The organism is Methyloceanibacter methanicus, assembly GCF_001723285.1.
Classification (GTDB): Bacteria; Pseudomonadota; Alphaproteobacteria; order Rhizobiales; family Methyloligellaceae; genus Methyloceanibacter; species Methyloceanibacter methanicus.
Window position 1 is genome coordinate 39,373 of record NZ_LPWG01000012.1, and the last position, 24,761, is coordinate 64,133.

Genomic DNA, 24,761 nt, shown 5'->3' on the forward strand with positions numbered 1-24,761 from the left:
GCCGATCGATATCCTAGCTGTCTCGGTTCATTGCTTTTTCTCCATCCGTGTCGGTGCCCGCCGCGTCGGCGTCCGACTCAGGGAGAGCGTCGGCGACGGCAAGCAAACGCTTCCAGTCTGGGGTCGGCGAGTTGCTGGCCTCGCCTGGAATAAACGCCGATTCCTCAACGAGCTGCATCTTGTGCACATACCGCGGGCAGTTGGAAAAGACGGACTCGACGTGGACACGCACGATCATCTGTGCGCCCGGGTACCGTTCGATCAAGCTGTCCGCCGTTGAGACTTCCGCTCGTCCCAAGACGCGAAGGCGAGCCTGCCGTTCAAAGTCGATGAAAAGCAGTCCGACCTTGGATGTCTCGCTGATGTTGCCCGTCGTGAGGTGCATGCCGTTGCCGTTGTAGTCGGGGAAGGCCAATGTTTGTTCGTCGACGACCGTCACGAAGCCGCGTGCGCCTCCCTTGTACGAACAGTTGGGCTGCCCGTAAGGATCGTTGCTCGCAATGAAGAACATATTCTGTCTGGCTATGAAGGCAGCGTCGGCCGCTTTCAATTCATCATGAACTGACAATGAGCCGAGGCGGTCTGCAAGTCGGCGCGTGCCGAAATGATCCTGTATCTTTCTGTGCCCTTCGCTGAAGAAATCCTTCGGGGTTTCGTCTAGCGCGGGCTTGTCTCGAATCGACTGACTCGCGGCCTCGAGTTTCGCAAGGCATGACTTCCAGTTGGCCCTGTTGAGTCCCGCAGCCTCTCGGCTGGGGTTCTTCTCGTGCGTGAGGGTAAGCTCTGTCAGCATCGGGCTGATCTCGCGGAGGTCTGCGGTTACAAGCGTTGCCTTTGTGCGCAATGCCGCGACCGGCCCATCGTAGTTCCACGAAAGTACGATGCGCTCGCCATCTACGAGCTCAAGATATGTGCCAGAAATCGAATAGGGCCGGTTGTCGGAGTCGAGCGCTTCGACGCGGTACCTGCCACCCTCCCGGATGTCCGCTTCAACGTCCGTGACCACATTCTCGCCAGGTGCAAACCAGCGAACAAGCAGCGCCGGCTGCGTCCATGCCGCAAACACCATCTGGCGGGACGACTCGATCTTACGTACGAGCGTAACCGCGACTGCGGGATTTTGCTTCCTAGTTGGCACCACACACTCCCGCCAAATGACGCCCATTGGGCCGTGAGCCGTTCCTCTTTCGGCACGCCAAATCATGCCGCCTGCAGGGTACTCGCCAGCACCTTAAACGTTCAACCGCTAAATATAATATCTCGTTGCGGCGGCAGTCTGTCGAACTGCAATGAGGCAAAATTACATTCAAACACAGTCAGTTGTGGCAAGATTCCTGGGAATCCTGCCGATACCCATTGACATTATTCAACTGATCAGTTGAATAAGTACGTGAGCTTGGTCGTGGGTCTGTTGAAACAGGTCGGGCTGCCGGGCTCCGAAAGATTGGGTCAGAAACAGCGCTATTCGGCTCAATGAACTGAGTAGCTAGGGAAGGAACGAGCTAATGAGACTGCAGTACGGCATTCTGGCCGGAACCATCGTCGCGGTGACGATGGCGTTGGCAGGCCAGGCATCGGCATTGGATACGGACAAGGAGCAGCTAGCTCGCATGGCCGATCCCGATCAATGGCCTGCTCCCGGTCGTGATTTCGCTCTGACGCGCCATAGCACGTTGTCGGACATTAACACGAACAATGTGAACAAGATGCAGATGATCTGGCTCCAGAGCCAGGGTGCCCTCAGAGGGCAAGAAGGTCAGCCGCTTGTGATCAAGGACGTCGGCGGCAAGACCATGCTGTTCATGATCTCTGGTTGCCCGACGACTGCACAGTGCAACATCGTGCAGGCTCTGGATCTGACGGATCCCGACAATCCGAAGCAGATTTGGAATTACGTCAAGAAGACCGACCGTGACGAGTCCGCCATTCCGCGCGCTTGCTGCGACACCGTCAACCGTGGCGGCTCCTATGCCGATGGCAAGTTCGTGTTCGGCACGCTCGACGGATACTTGATCGCTTTGGAAGCGACGACGGGCAAGGAGCTCTGGGTCGTCAAATACGCCTATCCCGACCATGGCGAGACCATGACCCCGGCGCCGTTGATCGCCGACAACAAAGTGTTCATGGGCTTTGGTGGGAACGAGTTCGCCGCGCGTGGCCGTGTTGCCGCCTTTGATCTAAACGACGGCTCCGAGGTCTGGGTGTGCCACAGCACGGGTTCCGACAAGGACGTGTGCCTGACGCCTGAGACCAACAAGGCCAACCCCCAATTCGGTCAGGCTGGTGAGGATCTTGGCATCAAGACCTTCCCCGGTGAGGACTACAAGATTGGCGGCGGCACGGCGTGGGGTTGGTATTCCTACGATCCTGAGCTGAAGATGGTCTACTACTCGACCGGCAACCCCGGCCTGTGGAGCCCGCAATATCGTTGCCCCGATAAGACCCATGAGGAGTGCAACACTGGTGCGTTCGACAACAAATGGTCCATGACCATTTTTGGCCGCAAGATCGAAAACGGCGAGGCTGTCTTCGCTTATCAGATGACGCCCTTCGACCAGTGGGACTATGACGGCATCAACGAGAACATTCTTTCCGACATGGATATCGACGGAAAGAAGGTGAAGGCTCTCACTCACTTTGACCGTAACGGTTTTGCCTATGTGCTCGACCGCACCGACGGCTCCCTTCTGCGCGCCACGAAGTACGTGACCGTGGACTGGGCCGAGAAGGTCGACATGAAGACCGGCCGTCCGATCAAGGTTCGTGACCACTCGCCGCTCGAAGTTGGCCGCAACGTCTCTGCCTGCCCGTCTGCTATGGGTGGCAAGGACCAGCAGCCTGGTTCGGTCGATCCGAAGGAGCCGAACATCTTCTACATGCCCACCAACAACTGGTGCATGGAGGATGAGCCTCAGGAGCGCACGCACACGAACCAGGGCACGGTCTATGTGTTCGCGAACGTGTACATGTATCCTGAGAAGCCTGGCACCACCGGCAAGATCAAGAAGTACGACGTCCTGACCGGCAAGACGGTCTGGGAGATCCCGGATCCGTATCCGAACTGGGGTGGTACGATGGTCACCGACGGTGGTCTGATGTTCTACGGCTCGCTTGGTGGCGACTTCCGCGCGGTCGACCGGAGTTCCGGTAAGGTCCTGTGGAGCCGCAAGCTGGGTTCGGGCATCATCGGCAACCCGGTCACGTACAAGGTCGGTGGCAAGCAGTATGTCGGCGTGTACTCCGGCATCGGCGGGTGGATCGGTCTTCCGGTCACCGCGGGTCTCGACCTGAACGACAAGTTCGGTGCCATCGGCTCCACCGCCATGACCAAGGCCGCCGGCCTGCAGTTCATCCCGCAGGGCGGTACGCTGAACGTCTTTAGAGTCATGGAATAGCTTCACCACGCATGGAGTAGCTTCTCCACCAGTTGCGCTCGGTGTTCACGAGGTACCGCGCGCAGCTGGCTCCCTGGCGCCCGGTGCCATACGGTATCCGGGCGCTTTCAATTCTCGGGCCGCCGTTGTGCTCCGCGGCCACGGCAATCCCGAGAGACTGACTGAGGCTCGTGCTAAAAAGGCCGCGGGCGAGGTCACGCCCATCCAAAAGCGGACATTTGCTCTTATGCTCTACGGCGAAAAAAGAAGGACCGCGCCGTGACAAGCAGCGCGGTCTTGTTGTGTTAGTTCGGAAGGACCTTACGGATTGGCCCGTCCGAGGCCCCGCTCTTCGAACACCTTTTGCATCGCCTTACGCGCTTCGGGTGCCAGGTTGTACATCGGCGGATTGTTGCTCAAGAAGCCGATCTTGAACTGCGGCGGATACTTCATGAGTTCCTTCATGTAGTCGGCGGCAGCACTCATCACCGGCACCATCATCGGGATGTGACGCACGCCGATGCTCACGTCCTCCTGCGGGCTGGCGTAGAGGTTGAACATGATCGCGCCGCCCGTGTCCGTGAAGAGCGAGCCGCTGAAGCCGCCCCAGTCGCCCTTCTGAACGACGCTGTTCTGCAACTCGCCCGTCCAGATGTACTTGAACTCGTCCACCCGGATGCCGGCGAAATACTGGTTCAAGGTATAGGGGCGGCTACGCCGGTTCGACTGCCCATCGTCCGCGATCAGGAAAGAGGCCTGATCCACGCCGTCGACGTACCGGTCCTTGGGGAACTTGTCCGCAAGCTGCGCACCGGGGACACCCGCAAGATGAAGCACCGTCGGCAGGATGTCCGCGTAGTCGAACAGCCCATCCGACTTGCGCGGCTCGATCATGCCTTTCCAATAGGCGAAGGCCGACGAGCGCACGCCACCTTCCCACGCCGAACCCTTGCAGCCACGGAACATCGTGCGCCCGTGCGGCGGGACTTCGCATTCGGGACCGTTGTCGCCGCCAAGGAAGAGAACCAGCGTGTTGTCGAGCTTTCCGGTTTCCTCCAGCTTTTTCATGATCGCACCGAAGATGTCGTCCATCTCCACCATGCAATCGCTGAACACCGTCCGCGCCGCGGATTTCCCCGCATATTCGTCCGGAGGATAGTTGTCGAAGTGGCATCCGCGCGTAGCGTGGTAGAGAAGGAATGGCTGGTCGTTGTCCTTTCTGCCGTCGAGGAAATCGAGGCTGACCTTGAGCCAGTGCTGGTCGAGGTCCTTGATGTAGTTGAGATCGATCAGCCTGCCGCTTTCGCAGTTGTCCTTATCGGCCGGCGTGCAATGCACCTCGTGGTGATTGAAGGCGTCCTCTTGCATCATCTTGAAGCGTGACGGAGACAGCGCGACCTCGGGATTGAAGTAGATGTCGCGCCATTCGGTGTACATGTCCGAGACGCCGAGGAAGCCGAGATAATCGTCGTAGCCGACGTTCTGCGGCATCGAACCCTTGTTCTCGCCCATATGCCACTTGCCCACGCCTTGGGTGAAGTAACCCTGCTCCTTGAGCAGCATCGGCATAGTGATGGCGCCGTCGAGACCACCTGACTCGCCATACATCGGCGGGCGCAGGATGCCGTGGTGCAGCGGGTTCTGACCCGTATGGATGGTCGAACGGGTCGGCGAGCAGGACGGCGTCGAGTAGGCCGAGGTCAGGAACAGGCCTTCGTTGGCGTATTTATCCATGCTCGGCGTCGCGTTGCCGACCACGACGCCCCCGCCGGTGAAGCCGGGGTCCGAAAAGCCCGTGTCATCCATCAGGAAAATGAAGATGTTGGGCTTCTTGCCGAGTTTCGAGAGCTTCTCGGCCGCCGCCTTGTCTTGCTCCGGGCGCTGAAGCACCGGGTACATATTATCGGCGGGTTTGACATCCTTGAGGTGGATGGTGTCCCAGGGATGGTCGAAGCCCGGGGCCGTGGTGGGGCCCGTGCTCGCACCGCGGATGTTCTCAGCGTCATTGTCCTGCGCGTGAGCAATGCCACCGCAGGCCATCAGCGCGGCAAGGGCCAATGCGCCGCTACATTTCCATAAGTACATTGTATCTCCTCCAAAAATTACGCGATGGGCCATGCGCACGATCCCCCCGGACCCCGCTTGCTTCCGGCTGATCCCCTCGTCGATTGCGCCGCCCAGGCAGCTGCCGCCTGTCATTGGCCCTGGTGAAGGCTTCGCTCACCTACGACGCAACGTGTGCTAGAGTACGGATCTGACGATTTGCTGATATCCACATTTCGACATGGCGCCACTTGCTTCTCAGAAACTGGCTGTTGATCTCATTGGTTTGGACTTCTTCGATCCAGAGGCGATGGAGGAGGCCGTCCAAGGGAGCCAATTCGAGCATTCTCTAGATGTGCCTGGCCAGTTCCACGGGACGGTGGTGCAGGCGCGAAATGAGCGCACACGGCTCGATTGGGGCCGATACGATCTTCCTGTAATTGCCCGAGGGCCGTTTGCGCCGGATCGCATGACATTTGGTGCCCTGCTGAACGAGCAAGGGAATTCACTCGTCAATGGCCTTGTCTTGCCGCCGGGGAGCATGCTGCTTTTTAGGGAGGGTGAGGAACTCAATACGCGCCTGTCGCCAAACTCGAATTGGCTGACAATCCAGCTTGATCGTCAAAGCTTGGCACAGATTGGTCTTGAGCCTTCCAACCGAGGTGTTGACGCTTGGAGACCCGACGTTGAGAGCGACAGGGTGCTGAGGAAAAAAATTCTCAAGAACGCGCGTTTCATCGAGTCGACAACCCATCGCGCCCGTGAGGCGGGCTTGCTCGCTGCAAACCAGTCCATAAATGATATCGAGGACGACGTGCTTGTCGTGTTGACCCGGCTCCTAGGAGCCAGACGGGTCTTGCCGGTTATCGCATCGCATCAAGGCAAAGAGGAAGCTCTTCGGATCGTCCGAGATGCGATCAATTACATGGAAGCAAACATCGACAGTCCAATTACGATCGCGGAGATTTGCGCGGCGCTCCCGACCAACATCAAGTCGCTGGAAAGAGCCTTTCTGCATACCTATGGCATAGGGCCAAAGCAGTATCTCTCGAGATTTAGACTGTCGAATTTGCGTCGTATGCTGTTGCGCGCATCCGGCGGAGAGAGAGTCTTGACCGAGGCTTACTTGGCCTGCGGCCTTCCTCACTTCAGCCGGGCAGCCCAGGGATACAAACACCTTTTTGGCGAGCTGCCGTCGCTGACACTGTCCCGGGCGCAGTCCTGACGAAGGGCGTTGCGTTCGGGCCCGAAGCTAGAACTCAGACTCGGTCTCTGATGTCGCGTGCACGCCGCGTAGCCCGCACGAGGTCAGTCGCTGCGCCACCGCACAAACGCGAGATATCCCACATAGAACAGCGTGGCGAGCAGGGCCGCCAGGAGGTCGAACTGGTACCAGATGGGGCCTTCCGGATCGGACCATTCGTAGATCGCGCCCGTGATCGGGCCGTAGAACATGATCGCCAAGCCCAGCAGGAGGCAGATCACCCGAACCGCCAATCCTTGTTTGAAATAGGCCGACGTCGTGCCCCCGAAAATGCGCCACCACACGATGCAGAGAATGACGAAGACGCCCGTCGCCAGCGAGGCATAAACAAGGTGGAGGGCCGGGGTCGACTCGATATCCCATGATGCCTTGACGGCCAGTTGGACTTCGACGAAATCCGCAACAAGCGTGCTGACGGCCGCGAGAATGAAATAGACGAGGGCGTTCCGGGACAGGCTCGGCTGGCGGGCCCCCGATCGCGCGTCATCCGTCAGCTCAAGTGAGGCGTCAACCTCCGTGCCGCACGCGCTGCAGAATTTGTCGTCCGGACCCAAGGTCGCACCACAGTTTCGGCAGTTCTGAACCATTGGCTGTCGGTGCCCCCCTGTGCGCCTGCATCACCCAGCATGCATGGATCTGCGCCCTGATGGCGTTCGCGTTCGCGGCACTGCGGCGGCGCTCAAGGCTGGCGCTGCCGTGTGCTGCTCCATGCTGCGGCCCGTCCCATCATCGGGACATTGGCTTGGCCCGTCAATGAGCTGTGCGCGGTGATATCCACTCCCCTGGTGTACACCGCGAGGCAGCGCCGCGTCCCCGGCAAAACCTTGTGCGGCCACCGCTTCTCGGTCAGAGTGCCGGCATGAAAACGCCCGGAGCTGTGATCCTGCTTGCCGTTGCGGCCGTGCTCGTGCTCGGGGCGGGGGCCCCGGCCTTGCAGGCAGCGAGCGGGGAGGAGCCTGCGTTCGGCGGCGACTGCGTCATGGGACTTGCGCTCGGCAAGGACATCCACACCGACTGCTCGGTCAACACCGTCTACAACGGCACGAAATACTGCTTCGGCAACGAGACCGCGAAGATGCTGTTTCTCAAGCGGCCCGACGACTTCCTGCTGCAGGCGCATATCTATTATTCGAGCCGGGAAGGGGCTGCCGAGGCCGAACGACAATAGTCGGCCTCAGGAGTCTTGCGCGTCTTTCGGACCTGTCCGGCCCTCGAACGTCTCTCCGTCCGTGTCCACGATCGTGACGTCCAGATCGTTGTTGGTGCCATTTGCGAACGAGAAACGGAAGTTCGGGTTCGTCGAGATCGAGAACGTCGCGTCGAGATCGAAGACCCGCTCGCCGTCGCGCGTGACAGCGACCGCCTTGACGTAGCGCTTCGGGATATAGCCGCCCGTGTCGATGTCGAGCTGCATGCCGTTGCTGTTGGGGTGCTTGATCATCACCTGACCGGTCCAGATCGGATCGCCGGCCCGGTCCGGCGCAATGGCCTTCACCTGCATGCGGCCGAGTCCCTTCCGCTCCTCGTCTGCGTCCTTCGCGTTCATCGCCGCGCAGCCGCCCGCGGCCTGCACGTATTTCGTCGCCATGTGCAGCGACCCGTCTTCGGTCTCGAGGACGGCCCGCACATGCGTGAAGCGTTCGATCCTGACGCGGGTGTGAAGAAGCGCGCGCCGCCATCGCCGACGGCCGGCCCGAATGTCAGGGTCGCGACCCTGGGATCGGGGTTCTGGTCGATGAAGAGGGTCAGCGATTTGGGCCGGCCCTTGACCGAGGAGGGAATATGCACAGTGAGCGGGACGACCGCCGCGTCCAGCGCGGTCACGGGCGCATCGAGTGTCACCGTGCCGTCGTCCTCCGTGATCGGCCGGTCGCCGAAGGTCTGGGCCCGCAAGGCCGTCCAGACATCCGGTAGATCGTCTTCGCCGGCCGTGGCGGCGGAGGGCCAGGACAGGAGTACCGCCGTTGCGAGCACGGCGGCAAGGCGAGCGGTAGCGCGCATGGCGTGTCTCCTTGGGGCGCCCCCAAGCCGGGGCGGACCCGCATTTTGGATGTGACCCCAAGATTATCACGCGTGCTCGCGCTCACACCGGCACAACGCAGGTCAGGAATCCCGTGTGCCAGATGAAACGTCCCATGCGCCGGTTCCCAATCGTCCCGGAAGGTGTCGCCTGCGTCTTCTGATCCGCGCCCGGCCGTTATAGGCTGACCCGCGCGGGAGGGACCGTCCAATGCGGATTCTGCTTTTGTTGATCGTGATCATCGCGGTCGCGGCGCTGATCCAGAGCAAGCGTCACGGCTGCAAATGGGGCGACGACGACTGGCTCTCGTGCGTCATCGACAATACGAAGAAGGAGTACTACTCGGCGTTGCCGCCGGACGCGCGGCGCGTTCAGGCGGAGGCCGCGCGCGCCGCGGCGATGTAGTGCGCCCGGAAGGCGCGGGCGATCGGACCCGGTTCGCCCGTTCCGATACGGCGCCCGTCGACCGTCACGATCGGCAGAACGAAGGCCGAGGCGGCCGTCATGAAGGCCTCGCGGGCCTCGTAGGCTTCCTCGACGCTGAACGGGCGTTCCTCCACGGGCACGCCGTCTTCCTGGGCCAGACGCAACACCGCCAGGCGGGTCACGCCGGGCAGGATGTGCGACCCGAGAGGCTGGGTGCGGAGGACGCCGTCCCGGTCCACGATGAAGGCCGACGACGAGGTTCCCTCGGTCACGGCGCCGTCCTCCACCATCCAGGCCTCGTAGGCGCCGCGGGTCTTCGCTTCCTGCTTGCCCATGACTTGGGGCAGCATGGAGGTCGATTTGATATCGCGGCGCTTCCAGCGGATATCGGGAATGGTGATGACGGCGACGCCCGTGTCCGCCTGCGGATGGTCGACCAGGGGGCGCGCCTGCGTGAAGGCTACGACGGTCGGGGTCGGCATGGGCGGATGGGCGAAGTCGCGCTCGGCCGGACCGCGGCTGACTTCCAGATAGACGATCCCTTCCTTGAGGCCGTTCTCGGCGATAAGGGTCTCATGCACCTCCCGAAAACCCTCGTCGGGCATGGGCCGGGGCATCTCGATTTCCCGCAAGGAGCGGTCGAGGCGGGCCAAATGGCCTTCGAAATCCACCAGCCGTCCGTCGAGCACGGCGGTCACCTCGTACACGGCGTCGCCGAACAGGAAGCCCGATCGAAGATGGAGATCTTCGCGTCTTCTTCCGGTTCGAAGACGCCGTTCACATAGACGATGCGGGACATATCCGAGGCCGGTAGATTCAAGAGGCGCAGGCCGGTTTGATCCGCAAGCCGGCCTCTTCGATCAAGGCCCGGTCGTCCGCCGCGTCGTTGTTGGCGGTGGTGAGGAGCTTTTCGCCGTAGAAGATCGAGTTGGCGCCGGCGAGGAAGCACAGGATCTGCGCTTCGCGGTTCAGGCTTTCGCGTCCGGCCGACAGGCGCACGAATGCTGTCGGCATCAAGATGCGCGCGGTGGCGACCATGCGGACGAGCTCGAGCGGCTCGACCCTGGAGAGGCTCTCCAGGGGGGTTCCGGGGACGGGGACCAGCGCGTTGATCGGTACGCTGTCCGGATGCGGATCGAGCGTGGCCAGTTCCTGAAGCAGGCGTGCCCGGTCCTCAATGGTTTCGCCCATGCCGATGATGCCGCCGCTGCACACTTCGACGCCGGCGCTGCGCACATTCGCGATCGTCTCCAGCCGGTCCTCGTAGGTCCGCGTGGTGATGATCTCCTTGTAGAACTCCGGCGAGGTATCGAGATTGTGGTTGTAGGCGGTGAGGCCGGCGTCCGCGAGACGGTCGGCCTGGTCCTTGGTCACCATGCCCAGCGTGACGCACGCTTCCATTTCGAGGGCCCGCACGCCGCGCACCATATCCAGGACCTTGTCGAAGTCCCGGGCCGTCCTCCTGCCGCCAGGCGCGCCCATGCAAAAGCGCGTGGCGCCGGCGTCCCTGGCGAGCCGTGCCTTGGAGAGAACGTCGTCCACATCGAGCAGGGACTCGCGCTCGAGCCCCGTCTTCTTCGCGTAATGCGCCGACTGCGGACAGTACTTGCAGTCTTCGGGGCAGGCGCCGGTCTTGATGGAAAGCAGGCTCGCGAGTTGAACCTGGCCGTCCGCGTGATGGCGGCGATGCACCGCGCGCGCTTGGTCAAGCAGGTCGAACAGCGGCGCCTCGAGCAGGTCCACGATCTCGGCGGTTTTCCAGTCATGGCGGATCGCGGTGTGCGGTTCGTCTTCGCGCTCCGCCTGACGAATGAGACCATTGAAAGGATTCAAGCTTTCCAACGTTTCTGTCACGGGACTCCAAGCCATCGATTGCTGGGGATAAGAGCTAACGCTAATACAGGAACATGGGTGGGAGCGAAAGCCGATACGAAGCCTTCCTGACGAAGCTGAGCCGGGACAGCCTGCGCCGGGACCTGACGGGCGTCGCCGCGAAGGACGCACGGACGCTGACCGTCGGTGGCGAGACATACGTGAATCTGGCCAGCAACGACTATCTGGGACTGCGCTTCCACGCGGCCCTGGCCGACCGGGCCTGCGAATGGGCGAGGGCGTTCGGCACAGGCTCGGGCGCATCGCGCCTCGTGACGGGCAATCTCGAGCTGTTCGGGCCGATCGAGCGCAAGGTCGCGGCGAGAACAAGCCCGCCGCGCTCGTGGCCTCGGGCTTTCAAGCCAATGCCGGCGTGCAGGCCCTGTTCGACAAAACGGCCCCTTGGCTCCGATCCGCTGGTCTTCGCCGACCGCCTGAACCACGCCAGCATGCATTTCGGCTGCCAGGCGGCCGGTGTCGCCCAGCTCCGCTACCGGCACTTGGATGTGGCCCATCTTGCCGAGCTCCTCGCCAAGCATGCGGGCGATACGCGCCCGAAATTCATTCTTACCGAAAGCGTGTTCTCCATGGATGGCGACGTCGCCCCCATAGCGGAGATCGCAGAACTTTCCCGCGAACACGACGCGATTCTTGTGGTGGACGATGCCCATGCGACGGGAATCCTGGGCGAGGGCGGCCGCGGCCTGTCGGAGGGGGCCGACATGGTGATCGGCACCTTCTCGAAAGCGCTCGGCAGTTTCGGCGCCTATGTCGCCTGCTCCGACGTGATGCGCGATTATCTGGTCAACCGCTGCGGCGCCTTGATCTACTCCACGGCCCTGCCGCCGCAGGTCCTGGGCGCCATCGATGCCGCGCTGGACCTCGTGCCGTCTCTCGATGCGGAGCGCGATCGCGTGGCGGCGCTGTCGGCGCGTTTCCGCCGCTTGGCCCATGGGCTCGGCTTCGATACAGGAGGCTCGTCCACGCAGATCGTTCCCGTGGTCGCGGGCACGGCCGATGCGGCACTGCGCCTCAGCGAAGCCTTGCGCGCGGCGGGGTTCTGGGCGACGGCGATCCGGCCCCCCACCGTGCCGCAAGGCACCTCTCGGGTCCGCTGCGTGTTCACGGCCGTGCATGTGCCGGAGGACGTGGACCGCTTGGCCGATGCCTTGCGGGCCTCGGCAAACCAAATGGCCAGGGCGGCGTCGGACTAACATGCACGTCGTTCTCGTTCATGGTTGGGGATTCAACGCGTCCATCTGGACGCCCCTGATCGCGCAGCTCGGCAAAGCGACGTGACGTTGGTCGATCTCGGTTTCGTGGACGGGCCCCGAACGAAGCACTCTCGAGCGAGGCTGCGAGCTGGCCCGGCGATGCCATCGCCGTCGGCCATTCGCTTGGCGTGCTGTGGCTCCTGAAACAGGGCGCCGGGCGATTTCGCGGGCTGGTCTCATGCCAGGGCTTCGACCGCTATTGCCCGCACGTCCCCGAATCCCGCGTGACGGCGTTGAGGCGCGGGATCGATCGCGATCCGGCCGCCACGATGGAAGCCTTCTGGCGCTCCTGCGGGGCGCCCGGCTTCGCGCCGGCATCGGCCTTGCAGGCGGATCGCTTGCGCGAAGGGCTGGATTGGTTGATACAGTGGGACGCGGAGGACATTCGGAAAACCCTTAGATGTCCTGTCCTTAGCCTTGCAACCCGAGACGATGTCATCGTCCCGCCGGCGATGTCCGAAGCCATTTGGGGCAAGGAGAATTTGATCTGGCTGCCCGAGGGCGGGCATGTCCTGCCGCGCAGATTTCCGGAGCTGGTCGCCAAGCATGTCCTTGAATTCGCCAATTCTGTCTCGCCGTAGCGCGGCCGTCGCCGCGCGTTTCGGCGCGAAGGCCGATGTGTACGAAGCGCACGCAGGGTTGCAGGCCGGCGTCGCCGCGCGCTTGGCAAAGCACCTACCTGACTTTGATGCACCGAAGGTGCTGGAGCTCGGTTGCGGCACCGGGCTGCTCAGCCGCCATCTGGTGGCGCGTTACCCGGAAGGCGAGTTTCATCTGACCGATGCCGCGCCGGAGATGATCCGGGCCTGCCGCAACAACCTGGACGGTGCCCACGCGAATGTCTCCTTCGAGGTCCTGGATGCCGCCGCGCTATCGCCTACGACAATCTCGACCTGATCGTAACCAGTATGATGCTGCACTGGCTCCGCGATCCGCTGGCCGTGCTGACGCGGTTGCGGCGGCAACTTGCACCGGGCGGCGTGCTCTTGTTCGCGACCCTTGGCCCGGACTGCTTCGCCGAGTGGCGTACCGTGCTTTCGACGGAGGGGCTGCGAAGCGGTATGCCCCATCTGCCGGAGATGACGTGCGTGGTCGAAGAAGAGCACGTAACGCCCGATAAGGACTCGCTTTCCTTCCTGCGGCGCATGCAAGCGGTCGGCGGACTTCATCCGCGCGACGGCTATGTGCCGCTGACGGCGGGCGAATTGCGGCGGGCCATCCGCGCCACCAATTTCCGCTTTGGCGGCCGGGTGACCTGGCACATCGTCTATGGGCGTCTACAGCGAGCCTGAGGCAAGCCGGTCGAGCCCTTCGACCATGCCGGCATAGGCGCGGGCCAGTTCCTCGTCGGTGATGCAGTAGGGCGGCATCAGATAGACCGTCGAGCCGATCGGGCGGATGTTGAACCCGTTGGCGAGGTACCAGGCGCGAAGTTTGCGGCTGGCCTCGGACTGATAGGCGCCGCCCTCCGCGACTTCGAACGCAAGCACCGGTCCGAGGACGCGCTGCCGCGTCACATCGGACCGCGCGGCCAGCACGTCGAGCATGGTGCGATGGCGGGCGTTGATCTCCGCGATCCGCGCCAGTGTCTGTTCTTCCTCGTAAAGACCGAGCGCGGCGAGCGCCACGGAACAGGCCAGCGGGTTCGCGGTGAAGGAATGCCCGTGCGGCAGGGCGCGATCGAAATTGTGGCCGAGAAACAGATCGAACAGCCGATCCCGCACCACCGTGGCGGCGAGCGGCATATACCCGCCCGTCAGGCCCTTGGAGAGGCAGACGAGGTCCGGCGTGACGCCTGCATGCTCCATGGCGAACAGCTTGCCCGTACGCCCGAAGCCAGTCGCCACCTCGTCGAAAATGACGAGCACCTTGGCCGCATGCGCCATCTCGACGAGGCGTTTGAGAAAGCTCGGGCGGCAGATGCGGATCCCCGCCGAGCCTTGCATCATCGGCTCGACGATCAGCGCGGCGATGGTCTCCTTATGGTCCGACAGCAAGGCTTCCATGGCCGACAGCGCGCCCGCCTCGCGTTCCTCCACCGCATCGTCTCCTTCGAACGTGGCGGGGTAGGGCAGGATGCGCACGTCGCACAATAAATCCTTGAAAGCGCCGAACATCTGCGAGGAGCGTCCGACGGACATCGCGCCCAGCGTGTCGCCATGATAGCCCCCATCGAAGGCAATCAGCGTGCGGCGGCGCGTCTCGCCGCGATTGACCCAGGACTGGTAGGCGATCTTGATCGCCACTTCCACGGAGGTGGACCCATCGTCCGAGTAGAACACCCGGTTGAGGTCGCCGGGCAGCAGGCCCGCGAGCGTTTCGGCGAGATCCACCGCCGGCGCGTGGGTGAAGCCCGCGAACATCACGTGCTCCATCGTCTCCGCCTGACGAGCGATTGCGGCGTTGATCTTGGGGTGCGCGTGACCATGGGTGCAGGTCCACCAGGACGAAATCAGGTCCAGGATCTCGTTGCCGTTCGTGTCGAACAGCGAAGCGCCCTTGGCCCGCGCGATCACCTGCGGATCGACCTCGGTGCCGTGCTGTGTGTAGGGGTGCCAGACATAGCGCTTGTCGCGCGCAACGATGTCTTTCGGGGACGTCCCTAACGGATTCGAATGGTCGTTCACGGCCTTACCGTTGCAAGTTTGAGGAGATCGAGCTCGGGCGGAATCGCTTTCAGCGTGTCGCGGCTGACGGTCTCGAGGAAGGGAATCTCGGCAATTACTTCGACCTGGCCGAAGCGCTCGATCGCGGCCCGGTTGTGCGGGGTTTCGGGTCCGCTGATGACGACACCGGCTAGCGGAAGCCCGCGGCGCCGGATGGCTTCCAGCGACAGAAGCGTGTGATTGATCGTGCCGAGCGTGGAGCGGGCCACGAGGATAATGGGCAGGTCGAGCGAGTCCGCAAGGTCGATCATGTAAGCGCCGCTCGCGATGGGCACCATGAGTCCGCCCGCGCCCTCGACTACCACCAGCCCGTCATGGGGCGGCAGTTGGAGCTTCTCCATGTCCAGCGCGATATTGGCCCGCCGCGCGGCCTCGTGGGGCGCCATGGGTTCGGGCAGGAGATAGGCCTCGGGCAGCACGCGGCTCACGGGGAGCTCCGCCAGACGCTGCACGGTGGCAGAGTCCGTGGTCGGAACGGTGCCCGCCTGGATGGGCTTCCAATACGACCCGTCGAGCTGCGTCAGCAGCCAGGCCGACACGAGCGTCTTGCCGACCTCGGTGTCGGTGCCTGTAACGAAAAAGCCGGACACGAGGGCACTCCTGGCGTTGTTCGGGCGCGGGTGGGGACTTTATCGGGCAGGGCACAGGAGGCAAGGACGCGTGCGGCGGCCGGTGCGCGAAATGCGCGCGACGTGCGTTTGAGGCTGGACGGGACATCTGGTTTCGGGCCAAAAACCGCTTCTATGATCCGATTTGTCCCGATCTTCGTCGCTGTGCTCCTGGCCTGCGCGTTCTCGGTTGCTGCCTCCGAGGGCAAGACGTTGCGCATGGCTTACGACGCGGATCCCACCTCGCTCGACCCTCATGAGCAGCTTGCCAGCGCGACGCTCCAACTCTCGCATCTCGTGTTCGATCCGCTGGTGCGGCGCCGCAAGGACAATTCCTTCGAGCCGCGTCTGGCGAAAAGGTGGGAGCAGGTCGACGACGTCACCTTGCGCTTCCATTTGCGCGACGGCGTCACGTTTCACTCGGGCCGCGAGTTGACGGCGGACGACGTGGTCTGGACCTTCGAGCGCCTCAAGAAGAGTCCTGATTTCAAGGCCTTGTTCGAGCCTTTTGAATCGGCGAGCGCGGTCGACGAACGCACCGTCGACATCGTCACCAAGGCGCCGTATCCGCTCACGCTCAATCTGGCCACCTACATCTTCCCCATGGACCGGGTGTTCTACTCAGGCACCGATGAGAACGGCCGGCCCAAGGATGCGGTGGTGAAACATGGCGCCTCGTTCGCCTCGTCCCATGTCGGCGGGACGGGGCCGTTCCGGGTGACGAAGCGCGAGCAGGGCATCCGGCTCGAATTGGAGCGCGTCCCCGACTATTGGGACAAAGCCTCGCCCGGCAATGTGCAGAAGATCGTGCTGACGCCGATCAAGGAGCCGGCGACGCGCGTCGCGGCATTGCTCGCGGGCGACGTCGACTTCATTGCGCCTGTTCCGCCCACGGACTTCAAGCGTGTGGATGCGGCACCCTGCTGCGACCTCATCACGATGCCGTCCACGCGGATCCTGACATTCGAATTGAATCAGGATCGCGTCGAAGCGTTCAAGGACCCGCGCGTCCGCAAGGCCATGAGCTATGCCATCAACCGGGACGGCATCGCCAAGAAGATCATGCGCGGCTTCGCGACGCCCGCGGGCCAGCTCAGTCCGGAGGGCTATGCGGGCCACGATCCGGCGCTGACGCCGCCTTACGATCTCGAAAAGGCCAAGGCTCTCATGAAGGAGGCCGGCTACGAGGACGGTTTCTCGGTGACCATGATCGCGCCGAACAACCGCTATGTGGGCGATGCCCGTATTGCCGAGGCAGTTGCCGCCATGCTCGCCAAGATCAACATCAAGGTCGATCTGCAGACCATGCCGAAGGCGCAGTACTGGCAGCGCTTCGATGCGCGCGACGGCGACATCCTGATGATCGGCTGGCAATCCGACACGCAAGACTCGGCGAACTTCTACGAGTTCCTGGCCATGACGCCGGACTCTGCGACCGGCTACGGACAATACAATGCGGGCGGATATTCGAATCCCGAAGTCGATCGGCTGACGCTGCAAGCGCAGACAATGACGGACGAGACGCGCGCGCGAGGTCCTGAAGAGGATCGAGCGGATCCTCAGCGAGGAGGCCGCGCTGCTGCCGATTCAGTGGCAGCACCTGGCCTGGGCCGCGCGTGAAAATGTGAACATCGAGCCCGTCGTGAATGCCATAGACATGCCCTATCTTGCCGACCTCGTGATCGACTAGATCGCGTCACCTCGGAGGGATCCGTCATGTTCAAGAAAATTCTGCTTGTGCTCCTGGCGCTCATCGCCGCCTTCGTCATCTACGTCGCGCTCCAGCCCGACGCGTACAAAGTCGAACGTTCGGTCACGGTGGCCGCGCCGGCCGCCAAGGTCTTCGAGAACGTCAATAATCTGCGCAAATGGGAGGCCTGGTCGCCTTGGGCCAAGCTCGATCCGAACGCCAAGGTGATGTTCCAAGGCCCGGAAGCGGGCAACGGCGCGGCGATGAGCTGGGACGGCAACGACAATGTCGGCGCCGGTAAGATGACCATCGTCGAGAGCGACCCGGACAAGGCCGTCAACATCAAGGTGACCTTCACCCGGCCCTTCGAAGGCGGGACCAATTCCGATTTCAGCTTCACACCCAAGGGTGATCAAACCGAGGTCGCCTGGGCCATGCACGGCACGCACAGTTTCGTGGAGAAGGCGTTCTGTGTCGTCTTTGGCGGCCTCGGCATGATGGGCAAGGACATCGATAAAGGTCTGTCCCAGCTGAAAGCGGTCGCGGAGCAGTCCTGATCGAGCTCGCACTGGTTCCAGGCCAATTGGTTTGAGCCCGGCGCCTGCGCTATACTCGCGTCCTGCGATGGGCGTTCCCGTCCGTCGTGTAGGGCGCGCCCGTGCGGCGGCAGCCGGGACAGAGCAACGGCGAGAGGGGGCGGCGGCGAGATTGGCATTGCCCGCTATCGGTAATGGTTTGGGACTTCCTGAAGGACGATGCCGAGCCGCGGTTGCCAGATCGCGTTCGCATCGTCTTGGCCATGGCCGCGGTCGGTGTCTTGACCGGACTGATCTCCAGTCTTCCCACGCCATTGCCCTCGATCCGCCTCGAGGACGATGGGCTCATCATCAACGCGGCGAGCAGTCCGCTTCACGCCGGTCTTGCCTTCGCGGCGGGCATCGCACTTTGCATGTGGGTCTGGGTGACGCGCGAGGTGGGCAAGTGCCTGCTCACGCTCGTGCTGGTCTTTCTCGGCTGGTTGGCTGCGGTGAATACGGCCAACGATCTCTACCAGGCGCTGGTGGGTTCGACCGTTTTCGGCACCGAAACCGGGGCGAAGGAGGGTCGGGAGGCGATGGCGCTCATACTCGGGGGCGTGCTCGCCGGTGCGGTCGGCGCTGGTCTTGCCGCCTTTGGCGCGGGGATCCCGGCAAGAGCGATCCGCCGTCCCGAGAACTGGACGCTGGTCGTGCTCGCAGGCGTCGTGGCGGGCATCATGCTCTATCCCGCCGCGCAGCTCCGTCTGCCGTTTGTGATCTTCGTGCCGTGGCAGGCGCTGGTGGCGGCGGCGATCGGATTCGGTCTGACGCGGCGCCCCTGAGGCAACGTCGCGCGCGGCAGGCCGATTGAGATGCACGCAGCGCTGTCCGCTTTTGCCTTCCTCGCACGCCGCCTCGTTCAGGCTCTGCTGGTGATGCTTGCGATCCTCGTGATCGCCTTTGCCGTCCGCACGAGCTGGCGATCCGATCCGCGAGTTCACCGGTCAGGCGGTCTCGGAGTCCGAGCGCGCCGACCTGCGCAAGGAGCTGGGCCTCGACCGGCCATGGCCGGTTCAGTTCGCCGATTATCTCGGCGGCGCGGCGCGCGGGGATCTCGGCACCTCGTTCATCTACAAGAAACCGACGGTCGACGTGGTGCTGGCGAAGTTTCCGGCGAGCTTCGAACTGGTGCTGGGCGCGAGCCTGATCGTGCTGCTGCTCTGCGTCCCCGCGGGCGTCTATTGCGCCGTCCGACCGGACCGTCTTGGCGCGCGGCTGATCCTGGGGCTCAGCGTGCTCGGGATTTCCGTGCCCGTGTTTCTCACCGGCATCGTCCTGATCACCGTCTTCTCCGTCTGGCTCGGCTGGCTGCCGGCGTTCGGGCGCGGGGAGACGGCGGCTCTCGGGCCCTGGACGACGGGATTATTGACGCGCGACGGGCTGGCGCATCTGCTGCTGCCGGCGCTCACGCTCTCCTCGATCATGCTGCCGCTGTTCGTCCGGCTGGTGCGCAGCGCAATGCTGGGCGAGCTGGACCACGACTATGTGCGGACCGCCTGGGCCAAAGGCGCATCGCCCTTTCGCGTCTGGATCGTGCATGCGTTGCGCAACGCGCTTCTCCCGCTCGTGGCGGTCGGCGGTCTGCAGGCGGGCACGCTCGTGGCCTATACGCTCCTGACCGAGACCGTCTTCCAATGGCCCGGCATGGGCTTTCTGTTTCTCGAGGCGGTCACCCGTTCCGACATCCCGCTCATCACGACCTATCTCGTTCTGGTTGGGCTCCTGTTCGTCGTGGTCAACACGCTTGTGGACCTTGCGAGCCTGGCGCTCGACCCGCGTGTCAGCCTTGAGGGTGCACGATGAGTGCGCCGGCAACCACAACGGCCATGCGCGGTGCGATCGCTTTCACGCGCGCACGGCCGGGGGCCTTGATCGCGCTTCTCGTCCTGAGTGTCATAGCCGTCGCGGCGGTCTTGGCTCCACTGATCGCGCCACAGGACCCGTTCGACCTTGCCAGCTTCGATATCCTGGACGCGGAGCTGCCACCGGCCTGGCAAGAGGGCGGCGAGGCCCGGTTTCCGCTGGGCACGGACGCGCAAGGACGCGATCTTCTCAGTGCCATGCTCTATGGCGCCCGCATCTCTCTTGTGATCGGCTTCCTGGCGGTTCTGATCCAGGCCGCGATCGGCATCTCTTTGGGGCTGCTTGCGGGCTATTTCGGCGGGCGCCTCGACGGCTTCGTCACGCGCCTCGCCGATATCCAGCTGGCCCTGTCGACCTTGATGATGGCTATCGTCGCTATGGCCTTGGTCCGGGCCGGTCTCGGCGGGGAAGCGCTGAGCCTGTTTGCCATTCCCCTGCTGGTGATCGTGATCGGCCTTGCCGAGTGGCCCATTTTCGCCCGCACGGCACGGGCCGCGGTGCTGGTCGAGGTGACGAAAGACTATGTGCGGGCGGCCCGCGCGCTCGGCGACAGCGATTGGACCATCATGCGCCGCCATGTCCTTCCCAACGTTCTGTCGCCCCTGATCATCGTGGCCACCACACAGGTCGCCGGCGCCATCATGGCCGAGGCGGCCTTGTCCTTTCTCGGCCTTGGCATGCCGGTCACGAAGCCCTCGCTGGGCACGCTGATTCGCTCGGGCTACGACCTGATGTTCGCCGGAAGCTGGTGGGTGACGGTCCTGCCCGGCCTGATCCTCATCGCCGTCCTGATTTCCATCAATGTGCTTGGGGATGGCTTGCGCGATTGGTTGGGTCCCCGGCGCGGGGCCCGCTGACAAAGCGCCAAATCGGTCGGCTAAGCGGCCAAACTTCTTGAAAATTTGGGCTCCGGCCACCCATAGGCTATACAAGGCGCGAGCTTATTGGCTTTGGGAGGGCGCCTTCGCAGGTGTGCCGGGATATGGTCCGGGTACGCTGCTAAGGACTTCATCCCACAGGCATGAGTGCCGAAGGCACCGCGGAGGAGACGTCATGAATACCCCGAGCCCGGTCAACCCGGATCTCATCTATGCCTTGCGTCGTGTCACCGAGCGGGCGGCGTGCGCGGCCTCAACTGGATCGGCCGCGGCGACGCGGGCGACGGCGGCAATGCCGCACTGGAAGCCATGCGGTCGGCACTGTCGGAGATCGATCTCGACGCGGTCGTGGTGATCGGCGAGGCAACGGCGGGCGAAGCGCCGCAGCCGCAGCGCGGCGAGCGCTTGGGCCGGCCCGGCGCCGCCTTCAAGGCCGATATCGCCGTGGACCCGGTCGAGGGGACGAGCTACCTCGTGCGTGGCCTGACGAACGCCTTGGCGGTCCTGGCAGTCGCACCCCGCGGGGCCATGATGGACCCGGGCCCGGCCTTCTACATGGAGAAATTCGTCGCCTCGGCCCCGGCCGCCGGCAAGATCGATCCGTCCTGGTCAACGGCGCAGAAGCTCGAGGAGCTCGCCAAGGTGTTGGGCAAGGACATTTTCGACCTCAACGTCTTCGTCCTGGAAAAGCCCCGTCATCGCGACTTGGTCAACGAAATTTTGGCGGCCGGCGCGCGCGTGGCGATGTATCCGGCCGGCGACGTCGCCGGCGCGCTTATGGCGGCGGTTCCCGGTTCGTCGGTCGATGCGCTCATGGGGACGGGCGGAACGCCCGAAGGCATCATGTCCGCCTGCGCCGTGCGCGCGATCGGCGGCGAGTTCCTGGCGCGGTTCGACCCGCAGCTCCAAACGGAAAGCCAGGCCGTCCATGACGCCGGGATCGACACGTCGCGTTGGTACGGGCGCGACGAGCTCATCACGTCGGACGATGTCTTCTTTTGCGCGACGGGCATTACCACCGGGCTTATGCTCGAAGGCGTGGAGCGCGGACGAACGCACTACAAAGTGCAAACGATGATGATAACCGGGGCGACGGGCGAACGGCAGATCATGACGAGCTATCTGCCGACCGACCGTCTTGAGAGCGTGGCGGCTCGCGATGTCGCCTAACAAGCCTCAGCGGTTGGAAACGCCTGGGAAAGGACCATGCCCAAGCGAGTAGATCATCCGATCATCCTCGGAATCGTGGGTGATTCGGCGTCGGGAAAAACGACCTTATCGGCCGGAGTCGCTCAGATTCTGGGCGAGGAGCACTGCTCGGTCTTCTGCACGGACGACTACCACAGCTTCAGCCGGAAGGAGCGCAACGACGCTGGCCTCTCCGCGCTCGACCCCCGCGCCAACTATATCGACATCCTGGAGCAACATTTGCGCCTGCTGCGCAAAGGCGAGCCGGTCTTGAAGCCGGTCTACTGTCACACGGAAGGAACGCTGGGGCGTCCGCGCTATTTCAAGCCGACCGAGTTCGTGATCGTCGAGGGACTGCTCGGCTACAGCACGCGCGCCATGCGCGACTGCTACGACGTCAAGATCTACCTCGATCCGGTGGACGATCTGAGGATCAAGTGGAAGATCCATCGCGACACCACCAAGCGGAACTACAGGCTCGAGGAGGTCGTCGCCTCGCTTGAGCGCCGTAAGCGCGACAGCTCGAAATTCATCCATCCCCAGCGCACCTTCGCGGATATCGTCATCCGGTTTCAGCCGCCGGCAGAGGCCGACGGCTCCGACACCCACCTCTGCGTGCGGCATCTCCTGCGGCCCACATTGCCGCATCCCGATTTCTCCCCGCTCTTCGACGGCAGCAGCAATGCGGGCCTCCATCTTGAGCTCGCGCGCGATCGGGATGGAAAACCGGTCGACGTACTTGAGATCAACGGCAATATCTCCGACAAGAGAGCCGAGCGGATCGAGGATCTGCTGTGGAATCTCATCCCGGAGGCGGGGCATCTGCGCGATCAGGTCGGTTGCATCGATGTCGCCAATGGTGCCAATGGCGCGAGTAAGAGCCACCCGCTGGCGCTAACCCAGCTTCTCGTGGGCTATCACGCGGTCAAGGCGGCGATGGGCGTCCGCGCCTATTAGAGGCGGGCGCGTCAGGACAACACGAGGCTAGGGGCCATTGATGCAGGACCAGGCGTTGGCGGATGTAACTCATAAGGACATGGCAAATGCGATTCGCGCGCTGGCCATGGATGCCGTGCAGAGGGCCAATTCCGGCCATCCCGGGATGCCCATGGGCATGGCCGACGTGGCGACGGTCCTGTTCACGCAGTTTCTCAAATTCGATGCCGCCCATCCGGATTGGCCCGACCGGGATCGCTTCGTGCTGTCCGCGGGCCATGGCTCGATGCTGCTCTACGCCCTGCTGTACCTGACCGGCTACCCGGAGATGGATATCGGACAGATCGAGCGCTTTCGCCAGCTCGGCTCGGCCACGGCCGGGCACCCCGAATATGGCCATGCCCCCGGTATCGAGACGACCACGGGACCGCTGGGGCAGGGCGTCGGCAACGCCGTCGGCATGGCGCTCGCGGAGCGTTTGCTGAACGCCCGCTACGGCGATGACATCGTCAGCCATTTCACCTATTGCCTCGCCGGCGATGGCTGCCTGATGGAAGGGATCAGCCAGGAGGCGATTTCCCTGGCCGGACATCTGAAGCTCGGCCGGCTCATCGTCCTGTTCGACGACAATCAGATTTCGATCGACGGATCGACGGACCTCGCCGTCAGCGACGATCAGCTTCAGCGCTTTTCGGCGTCCGGGTGGCATACGGCGGCCGTGGATGGACACGACCCTCAAGCCGTGGCGCTCGCGATCGAGAATGCGCGCAACGTCACCGACCGGCCGTCCCTCATCGCCTGCCGTACTGTGATCGGCTACGGCGCCCCCAATAAGGAAGGCACGTCCTCGACCCACGGCTCGCCTCTGGGCGAGGAGGAGGTTGCAGGCGCCCGGGAGAAGCTGGGCTGGTCCTACCCCCCGTTCGTCGTCCCCGATGAAATTCTCGCCGCCTGGCGCGAGGCCGGTGCGCAGAACCGGGCTGCCTTCGAGCGCTGGTCCGCGGCGGCCGCCAAGCTGGATGGGACGGCGCGCGACCATCTGGTCGATCCCGTGGACGAAAAGGTGTCGGCGGCAATTTCCGAAGCGGTGGCCGGGATCAAGGCCGATTTCGCGGCGGAAGGCGCAAAGCTCGCCACGCGCCAATCGTCGCAGAAAGTGCTCGAACGCCTCGTTCCGGTCGTGCCGGGCCTGATCGGCGGCTCCGCGGATCTCACCGGCTCGGTCGGCACCCTGACCAAGCAGCACAGCACCGTGAAAGCAGGCGAGTTCACCGGAAACTACATTCATTACGGCGTCCGCGAGCACGCCATGGGCGCGGCCATGAACGGCATGGCGCTGCATGGCGGAATCGTTCCCTATGCGGGGACGTTCCTCGTCTTCTCGGATTACTGCCGCCCGTCGATCCGGCTTTCGGCACTGATGGAACAGCGCGTCATCTATGTGATGACCCACGATTCCATTGGCCTCGGCGAGGACGGCCCCACCCATCAGCCGGTCGAGCAATTGGCGGCCCTGCGCGCCGTCCCGGGCCTCAACGTGATGCGACCGGCGGACTCGATCGAGTGCGCCGAGTGCTGGGACATCGCGCTCAAGTCCAAGACCACGCCCACCATCATGACGCTGACCCGCCAGGGTCTACCGCTGCTGAGAACGGCACCGACCGGCGACAATCTCTGCGCCAAGGGCGCCTATGCGCTGATCGAGCCCGAGGGCGGCCGCGACGTCACGCTGCTCTCCACGGGATCGGAAGTGTCGTTGGCGGTGGATGCCGCCAAGGTCCTCGGCGGCGAGGGCATCAAGGCCGCGGTCGTGTCCATGCCCTGTTGGGAACTGTTCGACGCTCAGGACGCGGCCTACCGGGATACGGTCCTCGGCTCGGGTCCCCGCGTGGCCGTAGAGGCCGCGGTCGAGTTCGGCTGGCGGAAATGGCTGGGGCCGAACGGCGTCTTTATTGGGATGCGCGGATTTGGGGCTTCCGGCCCGGCCGGAGAACTCTATAAGCATTTCGGCATCACGCCCGAGGCCGTTGCGGCCGCGGCGCGTGGGCTCGTCGTTTAAATCATAGTCACGTAAAGGGTAG

General features: G+C 63.5%; 24 protein-coding genes and 1 pseudogene. 16 read left to right on the top strand and 9 right to left on the bottom strand.

The features are described 5' to 3' along the window. Window positions 1-13: 13 nt before the first annotated feature. Complete coding sequence (locus tag AUC68_RS09865) at window positions 14-1,069, bottom strand: SRPBCC domain-containing protein (RefSeq protein ID WP_204377012.1); 1,056 nt, start codon at window positions 1,067-1,069, stop codon at window positions 14-16. A gap of 436 nt (window positions 1,070-1,505) precedes the next feature. Here AUC68_RS09865 and AUC68_RS09870 point away from each other — a divergent pair, with 436 nt between their 5' ends. Further along, window positions 1,506-3,395, top strand: coding sequence for a PQQ-dependent dehydrogenase, methanol/ethanol family (locus AUC68_RS09870; protein WP_069437505.1), 1,890 nt, complete (start codon window positions 1,506-1,508; stop codon window positions 3,393-3,395). A gap of 300 nt (window positions 3,396-3,695) precedes the next feature. On the opposite strand, the gene AUC68_RS09875 is transcribed toward AUC68_RS09870, so the two are convergent. Then, window positions 3,696-5,459: a sulfatase-like hydrolase/transferase gene (locus AUC68_RS09875; protein ID WP_193407086.1), complete on the bottom strand. Its 1,764-nt coding sequence runs from the start codon at window positions 5,457-5,459 to the stop codon at window positions 3,696-3,698. Between the two features lie 199 nt (window positions 5,460-5,658). Between AUC68_RS09875 and AUC68_RS09880 the strand changes: the two genes are divergently transcribed. After that, complete coding sequence (locus tag AUC68_RS09880) at window positions 5,659-6,642, top strand: helix-turn-helix domain-containing protein (protein ID WP_069437506.1); 984 nt, start codon at window positions 5,659-5,661, stop codon at window positions 6,640-6,642. An 83-nt stretch (window positions 6,643-6,725) separates the two neighbouring features. Here AUC68_RS09880 and AUC68_RS09885 read toward each other — a convergent pair whose 3' ends face one another. Continuing rightward, window positions 6,726-7,268, bottom strand: a complete 543-nt coding sequence (locus tag AUC68_RS09885; protein WP_083240612.1) for a zinc ribbon domain-containing protein — start codon at window positions 7,266-7,268, stop codon at window positions 6,726-6,728. Between the two features lie 272 nt (window positions 7,269-7,540). Between AUC68_RS09885 and AUC68_RS09890 the strand changes: the two genes are divergently transcribed. Further along, window positions 7,541-7,849, top strand: coding sequence for a hypothetical protein (locus tag AUC68_RS09890; RefSeq protein ID WP_069437508.1), 309 nt, complete (start codon window positions 7,541-7,543; stop codon window positions 7,847-7,849). A 6-nt stretch (window positions 7,850-7,855) separates the two neighbouring features. Here the strand turns inward: AUC68_RS09890 and AUC68_RS09895 are convergent, their stop codons facing one another. Then, on the bottom strand, window positions 7,856-8,308 hold the full coding sequence (locus AUC68_RS09895; RefSeq protein WP_244500476.1) for a thiosulfate oxidation carrier complex protein SoxZ: 453 nt from the start codon (window positions 8,306-8,308) through the stop codon (window positions 7,856-7,858). Further along, a complete protein-coding gene (locus AUC68_RS15965) occupies window positions 8,224-8,682 on the bottom strand; it encodes a thiosulfate oxidation carrier protein SoxY (protein ID WP_083240613.1) in 459 nt (152 codons plus the stop codon). The genes AUC68_RS09895 and AUC68_RS15965 overlap by 85 nt, the downstream gene beginning before the upstream one ends. Before the next feature lie 229 nt (window positions 8,683-8,911). Between AUC68_RS15965 and AUC68_RS09900 the strand changes: the two genes are divergently transcribed. Further along, a complete protein-coding gene (locus tag AUC68_RS09900; RefSeq protein ID WP_141701196.1) occupies window positions 8,912-9,106 on the top strand; it encodes a hypothetical protein in 195 nt (64 codons plus the stop codon). Here AUC68_RS09900 and AUC68_RS09905 read toward each other — a convergent pair. Both AUC68_RS09905 and bioB read right to left on the bottom strand, forming a co-directional pair. Next, window positions 9,073-9,926: pseudogene (locus AUC68_RS09905) on the bottom strand (D-amino-acid transaminase). The gene AUC68_RS09900 and the pseudogene AUC68_RS09905 overlap by 34 nt on opposite strands. Before the next feature lie 17 nt (window positions 9,927-9,943). Next, window positions 9,944-10,960, bottom strand: coding sequence for a biotin synthase BioB (bioB, locus tag AUC68_RS09910; RefSeq protein ID WP_244500477.1), 1,017 nt, complete (start codon window positions 10,958-10,960; stop codon window positions 9,944-9,946). A 74-nt stretch (window positions 10,961-11,034) separates the two neighbouring features. Between bioB and AUC68_RS09915 the strand changes: the two genes are divergently transcribed. From AUC68_RS09915 to AUC68_RS09930, 4 genes are all read left to right on the top strand, one after another. Beyond that, complete coding sequence (locus AUC68_RS09915; protein WP_069437510.1) at window positions 11,035-12,213, top strand: aminotransferase class I/II-fold pyridoxal phosphate-dependent enzyme; 1,179 nt, start codon at window positions 11,035-11,037, stop codon at window positions 12,211-12,213. 164 nt (window positions 12,214-12,377) lie between these two features. Further along, window positions 12,378-12,854, top strand: a complete 477-nt coding sequence (locus tag AUC68_RS16800) for an alpha/beta fold hydrolase (protein WP_280138550.1) — start codon at window positions 12,378-12,380, stop codon at window positions 12,852-12,854. Window positions 12,855-12,891: 37 nt separating this feature from the next. Beyond that, window positions 12,892-13,170 (top strand): methyltransferase domain-containing protein, encoded by a 279-nt coding sequence (locus AUC68_RS09925; RefSeq protein WP_158008290.1) that lies wholly within the window; start codon window positions 12,892-12,894, stop codon window positions 13,168-13,170. A gap of 11 nt (window positions 13,171-13,181) precedes the next feature. Then, window positions 13,182-13,565, top strand: a complete 384-nt coding sequence (locus tag AUC68_RS09930) for a methyltransferase domain-containing protein (protein WP_069437513.1) — start codon at window positions 13,182-13,184, stop codon at window positions 13,563-13,565. Here AUC68_RS09930 and bioA read toward each other — a convergent pair. Next, the gene (bioA, locus tag AUC68_RS09935; protein WP_069437514.1) at window positions 13,551-14,900 is read right to left on the bottom strand and encodes an adenosylmethionine--8-amino-7-oxononanoate transaminase; all 1,350 of its coding nucleotides are present in this window, start codon (window positions 14,898-14,900) and stop codon (window positions 13,551-13,553) included. The two genes, AUC68_RS09930 and bioA, sit on opposite strands and share 15 nt — an antisense overlap. Next, window positions 14,897-15,529, bottom strand: a complete 633-nt coding sequence (gene bioD / locus AUC68_RS09940) for a dethiobiotin synthase (protein ID WP_069437515.1) — start codon at window positions 15,527-15,529, stop codon at window positions 14,897-14,899. Before bioD ends, bioA begins: the two co-directional genes overlap by 4 nt. 153 nt (window positions 15,530-15,682) lie before the next feature. Here bioD and AUC68_RS09945 point away from each other — a divergent pair, with 153 nt between their 5' ends. The 8 genes from AUC68_RS09945 to tkt all read left to right on the top strand — a co-directional run bounded on the left by AUC68_RS09945 (window position 15,683) and on the right by tkt (window position 24,739). Continuing rightward, complete coding sequence (locus AUC68_RS09945; protein WP_204377013.1) at window positions 15,683-17,167, top strand: ABC transporter substrate-binding protein; 1,485 nt, start codon at window positions 15,683-15,685, stop codon at window positions 17,165-17,167. A gap of 96 nt (window positions 17,168-17,263) precedes the next feature. Next, window positions 17,264-17,794: an SRPBCC family protein gene (locus tag AUC68_RS09950; RefSeq protein WP_069437516.1), complete on the top strand. Its 531-nt coding sequence runs from the start codon at window positions 17,264-17,266 to the stop codon at window positions 17,792-17,794. A 212-nt stretch (window positions 17,795-18,006) separates the two neighbouring features. Further along, window positions 18,007-18,597 (top strand): hypothetical protein, encoded by a 591-nt coding sequence (locus tag AUC68_RS09955; RefSeq protein WP_141701197.1) that lies wholly within the window; start codon window positions 18,007-18,009, stop codon window positions 18,595-18,597. 118 nt (window positions 18,598-18,715) lie between these two features. Then, window positions 18,716-19,618 (top strand): ABC transporter permease, encoded by a 903-nt coding sequence (locus AUC68_RS09960; protein ID WP_204377014.1) that lies wholly within the window; start codon window positions 18,716-18,718, stop codon window positions 19,616-19,618. After that, the gene (locus tag AUC68_RS09965) at window positions 19,615-20,535 is read left to right on the top strand and encodes an ABC transporter permease (protein ID WP_069437518.1); all 921 of its coding nucleotides are present in this window, start codon (window positions 19,615-19,617) and stop codon (window positions 20,533-20,535) included. Before AUC68_RS09960 ends, AUC68_RS09965 begins: the two co-directional genes overlap by 4 nt. A 264-nt stretch (window positions 20,536-20,799) precedes the next feature. Further along, complete coding sequence (locus AUC68_RS09970; protein ID WP_204377015.1) at window positions 20,800-21,726, top strand: class II fructose-bisphosphatase family protein; 927 nt, start codon at window positions 20,800-20,802, stop codon at window positions 21,724-21,726. Window positions 21,727-21,762: 36 nt separating this feature from the next. Continuing rightward, entirely contained in the window at window positions 21,763-22,701 is a 939-nt protein-coding gene (locus AUC68_RS09975; RefSeq protein ID WP_069437519.1) for a phosphoribulokinase, read from the top strand. 40 nt (window positions 22,702-22,741) lie between these two features. Further along, a complete protein-coding gene (gene tkt / locus AUC68_RS09980; protein ID WP_069437520.1) occupies window positions 22,742-24,739 on the top strand; it encodes a transketolase in 1,998 nt (665 codons plus the stop codon). The last annotated feature ends 22 nt before the right edge of the window (window positions 24,740-24,761 follow it).

Coding starts and splice junctions, on each gene's coding strand:
- AUC68_RS09870 (WP_069437505.1), top strand. CDS start 1,506: ATGAGACTGCAGTACGGCATTCTGGCCGGAACCATCGTCGCGGTGACG.
- AUC68_RS09890 (WP_069437508.1), top strand. CDS start 7,541: ATGAAAACGCCCGGAGCTGTGATCCTGCTTGCCGTTGCGGCCGTGCTC.
- AUC68_RS09950 (WP_069437516.1), top strand. CDS start 17,264: ATGTTCAAGAAAATTCTGCTTGTGCTCCTGGCGCTCATCGCCGCCTTC.
- AUC68_RS09930 (WP_069437513.1), top strand. CDS start 13,182: ATGATGCTGCACTGGCTCCGCGATCCGCTGGCCGTGCTGACGCGGTTG.
- AUC68_RS09900 (WP_141701196.1), top strand. CDS start 8,912: ATGCGGATTCTGCTTTTGTTGATCGTGATCATCGCGGTCGCGGCGCTG.
- AUC68_RS09875 (WP_193407086.1), bottom strand. CDS start 5,459: ATGTACTTATGGAAATGTAGCGGCGCATTGGCCCTTGCCGCGCTGATG.
- AUC68_RS09945 (WP_204377013.1), top strand. CDS start 15,683: ATGATCCGATTTGTCCCGATCTTCGTCGCTGTGCTCCTGGCCTGCGCG.
- AUC68_RS09965 (WP_069437518.1), top strand. CDS start 19,615: ATGAGTGCGCCGGCAACCACAACGGCCATGCGCGGTGCGATCGCTTTC.
- AUC68_RS09880 (WP_069437506.1), top strand. CDS start 5,659: ATGGCGCCACTTGCTTCTCAGAAACTGGCTGTTGATCTCATTGGTTTG.
- AUC68_RS09865 (WP_204377012.1), bottom strand. CDS start 1,069: ATGGTGTTTGCGGCATGGACGCAGCCGGCGCTGCTTGTTCGCTGGTTT.
- AUC68_RS15965 (WP_083240613.1), bottom strand. CDS start 8,682: ATGCGCGCTACCGCTCGCCTTGCCGCCGTGCTCGCAACGGCGGTACTC.
- tkt (WP_069437520.1), top strand. CDS start 22,742: ATGCAGGACCAGGCGTTGGCGGATGTAACTCATAAGGACATGGCAAAT.
- AUC68_RS09885 (WP_083240612.1), bottom strand. CDS start 7,268: ATGGTTCAGAACTGCCGAAACTGTGGTGCGACCTTGGGTCCGGACGAC.
- AUC68_RS09975 (WP_069437519.1), top strand. CDS start 21,763: ATGCCCAAGCGAGTAGATCATCCGATCATCCTCGGAATCGTGGGTGAT.
- AUC68_RS09915 (WP_069437510.1), top strand. CDS start 11,035: ATGGGTGGGAGCGAAAGCCGATACGAAGCCTTCCTGACGAAGCTGAGC.